Origin of the sequence: Aeromonas sp. PI_26, assembly GCF_027854445.1 — a bacterium.
GTDB lineage: Bacteria > Pseudomonadota > Gammaproteobacteria > Enterobacterales > Aeromonadaceae > Aeromonas > Aeromonas veronii.
This window is the reverse complement of the sequence record NZ_JAJNOE010000001.1, coordinates 557,840-563,839: the sequence shown is the minus strand read 5'-3', so window position 1 is coordinate 563,839 and position 6,000 is coordinate 557,840. Positions and strand designations below refer to the sequence as shown.

Annotated in this window: 5 protein-coding genes; 2 read left to right on the top strand and 3 right to left on the bottom strand. The window is 60.1% G+C overall.

Annotated features, from left to right (window positions below; all coding sequences use genetic code 11):
- Positions 1-65: 65 nt before the first annotated feature.
- Positions 66-1,079: a D-alanine--D-alanine ligase gene (locus tag LRL22_RS02525; RefSeq protein WP_270904629.1), complete on the bottom strand. Its 1,014-nt coding sequence runs from the start codon at positions 1,077-1,079 to the stop codon at positions 66-68.
- Between the two features lie 204 nt (positions 1,080-1,283).
- Complete coding sequence (locus tag LRL22_RS02520; RefSeq protein WP_040066372.1) at positions 1,284-1,892, bottom strand: 2OG-Fe(II) oxygenase; 609 nt, start codon at positions 1,890-1,892, stop codon at positions 1,284-1,286.
- A 350-nt stretch (positions 1,893-2,242) separates the two neighbouring features.
- Between LRL22_RS02520 and LRL22_RS02515 the strand changes: the two genes are divergently transcribed.
- Complete coding sequence (locus LRL22_RS02515; RefSeq protein ID WP_270904628.1) at positions 2,243-2,719, top strand: glutathione peroxidase; 477 nt, start codon at positions 2,243-2,245, stop codon at positions 2,717-2,719.
- Positions 2,720-2,901: 182 nt separating this feature from the next.
- Complete coding sequence (locus tag LRL22_RS02510; RefSeq protein WP_266133891.1) at positions 2,902-4,302, top strand: DEAD/DEAH box helicase; 1,401 nt, start codon at positions 2,902-2,904, stop codon at positions 4,300-4,302.
- Positions 4,303-4,400: 98 nt separating this feature from the next.
- Here the strand turns inward: LRL22_RS02510 and hutW are convergent, their stop codons facing one another.
- Positions 4,401-5,762, bottom strand: coding sequence for a heme anaerobic degradation radical SAM methyltransferase ChuW/HutW (gene hutW / locus LRL22_RS02505; protein WP_270904627.1), 1,362 nt, complete (start codon positions 5,760-5,762; stop codon positions 4,401-4,403).
- Positions 5,763-6,000 lie beyond the last annotated feature (238 nt).

Genomic DNA, 6,000 nt, shown 5'->3' with positions numbered 1-6,000 from the left:
CCCGCTTGATAAAGGCATAAAAAAATCCCCGCCGATTGGCGGGGATTTTTTTATTGGGTTCTGCTTCATCCCGCGAGCGGGAGAGCACGCTTAGCTGCCTTGCGCAGGATCTGCTCAAGGTAGTCGGCGAAGCGGTGACCGTGATGCTCCAGCAGTTTCGGGAACATGGAGATGGAGGTCATACCCGGGAAGGTATTGATTTCATTCAGCAGGATCTCCCCCTCCTCAGTCAGGAAGAAGTCGATGCGCGAGAGATGGGTCAGTTTCAGCTGACGGAACGCCTTGAGGGCATACTCGTGGATCGCATCGGCCTGCGCCTGGGTCAACCCCTCGGCACGCAGTGCCGTCTCGGTATGGCTGGCGCTGCTGTACTTCTCTTCATAGGTGTAGAACTTGTCCTGCGGCACGCAGATCTCGCCCGGATAAGTCGCCACCAGCTCGTCACCATACTGGTAAACCGCCACTTCCAGCTCGCGCGGCTTGACCGCCTTCTCGATCAGTACCTGCTCGGAGTAACCGAAGGCATCGGCAATGCCTTTCACCAGATCCGCTTCGTTGCTGGCGGAGTAGCAGCCAACGGAAGAGCCCTGGGAAGCGGCCTTGATAAAGACCTTGCCCCACTTGGCCAGCGCGGCTTTGGCCTCGGCCAGCGCGGCCTCATTTTGCTCGGTCAGGAACAGGTACGGAGTGTTTGGAATGCCAATGGCGGAGAGCCACAGCTTGGTGCTGATCTTGTTGAAGCAGATCTTGCTCGCCTCGGCATCGCAACCGAGATAAGGCAATCCGGCCAGCTCGAGGAAGGATTGCAGATCGCCGGTCTCACCCGGGTAGCCGTGGATGCAGGGCACCACGTAATCCACCGGACGGGCCACGCTGTCAAACGAAAGCAGCTTGTCGAGCCCCAGCTTGCACTCACGGCCATCGGCACTGAGCCAGCGATCGGCGAACATCTCGACGCGGGTCACTTCGACACCGGGCAGAAGGCCCAGTTGTTGCTCGAGGAAATTGGCGCTGCGCAGAGAAACCTCGTGCTCGGAGCCACCGCCGCCGCACAGCAGCAAGACATGCATGTTCTTCATTAGATGTGATCCCTTGGGAAAAGCGGCCTCGTCATGACCATTTGATAAGCCAACCACCATAAAAACCGGACGAAGCCAGATACGAACATAAGTGCGCGCCAGTGTAGCAAGGGAGATCAACCCTTGTCAGCTGATGGGAGACCCATGACCCCACTTCTTGCAGTGAAAAGTCTCCCCTGTGTCAAAATCGGGACACATTGCCCCTCAGCGCGGGGGATCGACCCTTCCCATGCCGTTGCCATTAACCCGAAACCAGCCGGCAATGCTGTAGCGCTCGCGATTGGCAGGCAGCACCTCGTGGGGAAACTCCTCGGAGAGAAACATGACCAGTCGCCCCCCCTTGGGGCTGACATCCATCAGAAACTGCTCCTTGTCGTCATACATGCGCAGCACTCCACCCGCTTCGGGCAGCCAGTCGTTGTTTAGGTAAAACACGGTGGTAAGACGGCGGTTGGAGCGACCGGCAAAAGCATCCCGATGAGTGGCGTAAAAATCCCCGCTGCGATAGCGCGCGAAGTGGGCCTCGTAGTCGAACAATCCCAGCATCAGCATCCGGTTGGCGGCAAGACGCAGGGACTCCATCCGGGCGAGGTAGTCGGCCACCGGCGCACCGAGGGAGGGCTCCAGCCAGTGGATCTGGTCACGGCGAATGTCGGGATTGCCCTGGTGCAGGGCGTCACGGCCGATCCCGGCCGGTTGCCATTCGCTTGGCAAACAGGCTTTGAGGGCATCCACCTCGGTGGCGGTCAAAAAATCATCCACTATCACCCATCCCCGGGTGTAAATGGCATCCATGGCAGCTTGATAGTCCAAGATTGGCTCACAATGAGTGGAAATAGGGCGCTTTGTAGCGACTTCCCGGCAAAGTCACAAACCGGTTTGCTTCTCTTGAGAAGTCCCAACATCAATACGCGAGTTGCTGCCCGCCGCCCCGCATTTTTGTCGCCAGTTGTGATCCCGCCCTGCCAAAGAGCGTATTGGCTGTCGAAACTGTGATGGCCCTTGCAATCGGGACGAGGAGGCGCCGCGGCCTCCTTGCGGTGCCAAGAGCCAGCCGATACCGTATCCGCATCGCCATGTTGCTGTTCATCCGGCGCTTGTCTCTGTCACCGACCGAACTACTCACGGCACAACCCGCGCATCACCCACGAAAGGAGCTTCTTATGCCTCTGCCCGCTCTCACTTTGCAACGACTGGATGGTACTCCCTACCCGCTGACTCAACTGGCGGGCAAGGTAGTGCTGGTGGTCAATGTGGCCAGTCGCTGCGGCTTTACTCCCCAATATGAAGGGCTGGAAACGCTCTATCGGGATCTCGGCCCCAAGGGTCTGGTGATTTTGGGCTTCCCCTGCAACCAGTTCGGCAATCAGGAGCCGGGGGATGCGGACGAGATCGCCCGCTTCTGCTCCCTCGACTATCCGGTCACCTTCCCCATCATGGCCAAGTGCGATGTCAACGGTGAGCATGCCCACCCCTTCTACCAGTGGCTCAAGCAACAGAAACCGGGCTTTCTTGGGCTGGAAAACGTCAAATGGAACTTCACCAAGTTCCTGATCGACCGCGATGGCAACGTGGTGGAGCGCTTTGCCCCCCAGGCCAAACCGGAGAGCCTGGCCGAGCAGATCCGCGAGATGCTCTGATGCTCCCGCACCGTTTTACGCCACTGCGTTGAACGATTCTATGGCGGCCGGTGCGACAGCTACTGCGCAGCGGCCGCTCTTTTGCTATATTACGGCCCCACTATCTTTTCCATATCGTGGCTGGCCCCAACATGCTAGCTACCCGTTGAGCCAAAGGCTCATCTCAGGAGTTTCTCTCGAACATGTCATTCAACGAACTGGGTCTGTCTCCGCATATTCTGCGGGCCGTCAAGGAGCTGGGTTACGAACAGCCAACCCCCATCCAGCAGCAAGCGATTCCGGCCATTCTGGCCGGTCAGGATGTGCTCGGCGGCGCCCAGACAGGCACAGGCAAAACGGCCGGTTTCACCCTGCCGATGTTGCAGCGTCTGCTGGCCAACCATGGCCGCGGCCGACGTCAGGTGCGCGCCCTGGTGCTCACCCCGACCCGCGAACTGGCGGCACAGGTGGGCGAGAGCATCATAAAGTATGCCCACCACCTGCCGTTCAAGACTCTGATCGCCTATGGCGGTGTCAGCATCAAGCCCAATCTGGACGCCATCAAGCTGGGGGTGGACATTCTGGTCGCCACCCCGGGCCGTCTGCTGGATCTGCTGACCCAGGGCGCCCTGACCCTGAGCCAACTGGAAGTGTTGGTACTGGATGAAGCGGATCGCATGCTCGACATGGGCTTTATCGTCGACATCCGCCGCATCATGAAGGCGCTGCCTGCAGAGCGGCAAACCCTGCTCTTCTCTGCCACCTTCTCAAACGACATCAAGGCGCTGGCCGATGACCTGCTGAACGACCCCACCCTGATCGAGGTGGACCCCAGCAATACTGCCGCCGAGCAGGTGACCCAACGCATCATTCAGGTGGATCGGGAACGCCGCCGCGAGCTGCTCTCCCACATGATTGGCCGTGGCAACTGGCAGCGGGTGCTGGTCTTTGTTCGCACCAAGCAGATCGCCGACCGCCTCGCCCAGCAGATGCAAAAAGATGGCCTCAATACCGTGGCGATCCACGGTGACAAGAGCCAGGGAGCCCGCAACCGGGCGCTGGCCGATTTTCGCAGTGGCGACGTTCGGGTATTGGTGGCAACCGATATCGCCGCCCGCGGTCTGGATATCGATCAACTGCCCTACGTGATCAACTTCGAACTGCCCCAGATGGCGGAGGATTACATCCACCGTATCGGCCGTACCGGCCGCGCCGGTCGTGGCGGCGAGGCAATCTCGCTGGTCAGCCAGGACGAGCTGGGTCAGCTCAAGGCTATCGAAGCCTTGATCGGCCAATCCCTGACCGTGGAGATCCTGGAAGGGTATGAGCCAAGCGGCAAGCCGAGTCGCCAGACTCTGCCGGGCAGCAAGCCGGTGCAGAACCCGCCCCGGGCTCGCGGCCATGCCAACGCCAAGAGCAATGCCAAAGGCAAACCTGCCGCAGGCAAGGGCAAAGCCAAGGATGATGCCTCCAAGAAGCCCGCCCAGTCTCCTCAAAACAAGTCCCGCAAGCGGGAAGTGGTGGGCGAGGATATCGGCTTTGCGCCAATGCGCCGCTTGCCCAAAGCAATGCGCGACAGCTATCAGGAGAGCAGCGACGAGTAAGCTCGCGCGACGCTAACTGCCAAGCCAAAAGAGGGAGCCTGCAAGGCTCCCTCTTTCGTTGTGGATCACACGGAGCCGTGCAAATGCTCCACTCGGGCTCAGACCAGCGAATGGCGCACCGCGGCGGTACCATGGCTAGGCGGCGCTGAACCATCGAGCGGATTGAGCTGCAGGAACTCGAACAAGCCAGCCTGCATATTGACGTTCCAGAAGCGTCCGGCAAGGGTGAGTTGCAGTCGCTCATGGCTTATCTCGGCCAAGCCATGCTGCTGCCAGGCTGAGATAAGCGGCATCAGATGAGCACGCAAGGAGACCGGCAGACGATCCAGCGCCAGCACGCCACTGTCGAGGGCACCGCGCAGCAGACCGTCCATCCTTGCATTGGGATTGCGCCCCATCACCATCCCGGGCGCCCGCTTGCCACTGGCCAGCGCGTCGTGCCAGGGGGCCAGATCCCGTCCATACATCAAGCCGTGGCCAAGAATGCTGCCCCCCGCACCGGCGCCAAAGGGGAGGATCTCCGCACCGCGCTTGGCCATCTGGTTATAACGACTCTGCTCGGCCGGACTGCGCCGCCAGTGACTGCAAGAGAGACGCTCCCAGCCGTGGGCTTCCAGTTGCGCCCCGCCATAGGCATACATGGCCGCCCGCTGCTGGCCATCGGCGAGCCAATCCAGGGTGCCCTTCTCCTGCGCCCGCACCAGATTGGTGCCCTGCATGGCGATGAGCTGATAGAGATCGACCCCGTGTACACCGCTCGCCATCACATCGCGGATATCCTGCTGCCACACGGCATCATCCTGACCGGGCAGACCAAAGATGAGATCCGCCACGATCACAGCCGCATCATCCCGGGTCAGCTCACCCAGACGGGTCAGCAGCGTCTCCCTGTCATCGAAACGGGCCGCCTGCTGACGCACCCGGGTATCAAAGCTCTGCACCCCGAATGAGAAGCGGTTGAAGCCCCCGGCCAGCGCCACCTGCCATTTCTCATCATCAAAGCCGTTGAGCCGCCCCTCCAGCGTCACCTCGGCATCGGCCGACAACGGAAAACGGCGGATCACGGCGGCCAGCATGGCCAGCTCGTCGGCGCTCATGTCGGTCGGAGTACCGCCCCCCACATAGACGGCTGAAAATGGCAGGCTCTGCGCCAGCGGGGTGTCAGCCGCCTGCGCAAGGGAGGCGCACAGAGCGTTGACATAGCGGTTGATCCGCGCCGGGTTGGCGCCATTTTCAAAGAAATTGCAGAAGCTGCAGCGCTTGCGGCAAAACGGAATATGGATGTAGAGGGCGCGCTCCTCAGCTTCACTCTCTCGCTGCCACCAGCTCTGCCAGCCAGCCTCATCCAGCGGGAAGGGGCGCATCCCTCCCCGACTGGCGTGGGCCGAGGTCTTGGCGCTAAAGGCAAACTTGAGGGGATCCGGCGAGGAGATACCGGTCATGGAAGGGGTCAGATTCATGGTGGTCACTATTTAGTAAATAATGACAATGATAACGATTATCGTTACTGGCATTTTGTTCTGGATCAACCCGCAGAGCCGTGCAGCTCGTCGAAGTCATTTTGGCAACCAGCATTACCGATCTGCTTAACAGATTATTTACTCAAGAGTGGTTATCGTGTGCCGATAGAGAACCATCTCCCGCCGTTTCTTCGTCTACGATCAAGATGATACGGGATCACATAACAACACCAAGCGC

Bases quoted from the DNA above. Each gene is read 5' to 3' on its own strand.
- LRL22_RS02525 (WP_270904629.1), bottom strand. From the start codon at position 1,079: ATGAAGAACATGCATGTCTTGCTGCTGTGCGGCGGCGGTGGCTCCGAG.
- LRL22_RS02515 (WP_270904628.1), top strand. From the start codon at position 2,243: ATGCCTCTGCCCGCTCTCACTTTGCAACGACTGGATGGTACTCCCTAC.
- hutW (WP_270904627.1), bottom strand. From the start codon at position 5,762: ATGAATCTGACCCCTTCCATGACCGGTATCTCCTCGCCGGATCCCCTC.
- LRL22_RS02510 (WP_266133891.1), top strand. From the start codon at position 2,902: ATGTCATTCAACGAACTGGGTCTGTCTCCGCATATTCTGCGGGCCGTC.